Annotated in this window: 1 protein-coding gene and 1 pseudogene; both read left to right on the top strand. The window is 54.4% G+C overall.

The window, feature by feature from the left end; all coding sequences use genetic code 11:
• Nucleotides 1-743, top strand: a pseudogene (locus tag P0D80_RS50500) (IS3 family transposase); the annotation flags it as partial.
• 41 nt (nt 744-784) lie between these two features.
• On the top strand, nt 785-992 hold a 208-nt coding region (locus P0D80_RS50495; protein ID WP_408296343.1), incomplete at its 3' end, for a transposase.

Here is a 992-nt window from a genome sequence, read left to right as displayed (position 1 = left end):
CCTATAGCTTAAAATTCAAGCTGTCGGTGTTGCGACGTATGCGTGACGAGCGCCTTTCCTATCGGCAGGCCGCCGCGCTGTTTGACATTCGCAACTTCAATATTATCGCTACATGGGAGCGCAACTACGATCAGGGTGGACTGGAGGCCTTGGCTCCGCACGCTTCCTTACGCCGGAAGAAGATGACAAAGCATCAGACCACAGAATCCCCGGGATCATCAAAGGGCGACGCCAGGCGCACTCGCGACGAGTTGGTAAAGGAACTGGATAATCTCCGCATGGAGAATGCCTATCTAAAAAAGCTCAATGCCTTGGTTCAAACGACTGCGCAGCAAGCGCAGCGCAAAAAGCACAAATCGTGATCGAGCTAAGGCACCAATACCCTCTTGCCGGTCTGCTCAAGCTGGCAGGCTTGGCGCGCAGCACTTTCTATTATCAACAGAAGGCGTTACACTGGCCGACAAGTATGTTGACCTTAAGGCCCGGATCCGATCTTCGACAGGCATAAAGGGCGATATGGCTACCGTCGCATCACCGTTACGATTCGGCAGGAGGGCCTCGCCGTCAACCACAAGGCGATCCAGCGTCTAATGGCTGATTTGCGCCTGAAGTCCTGCGTGCGAGTCAAGAAGTATCGCGACTACAAGGGCGAGGTAGGAAAGATTGCGCCAAATGTTCTCGAACGTCAGTTCGACGCAGAATCACCGAACCAGAAGTGGGTGACCGTGCCTCGATTTCACGTACAGCAGGAATTTGTTAATTTCCCGTTTGTACGGAGGTTTGAATGTCAGAGAAGCTGGTGCCCAAACGGCAATACACGGACGAGTTCAAGCTCGAGGCCATTAGGCTTGCCGAATCAGTCGAGCAGCACGAAGCCGCGCGTAGGCTCGGAGTGCCCGTGGCAACCTTGGGCAATTGGAGTCGACGCAGCCGCAGCGCTGAAGATAGTGGCAAAGTCGACAGTCACGAAGTGAAGCCGACGCATCATAGGC

Source organism: Paraburkholderia sp. RL17-373-BIF-A (genome assembly GCF_046030175.1).
In the GTDB taxonomy this organism is placed as follows: Bacteria; Pseudomonadota; Gammaproteobacteria; order Burkholderiales; family Burkholderiaceae; genus Paraburkholderia.
Note: the sequence above shows the minus strand (reverse complement) of the source record. Positions and strands in the feature narration are given on the sequence as shown.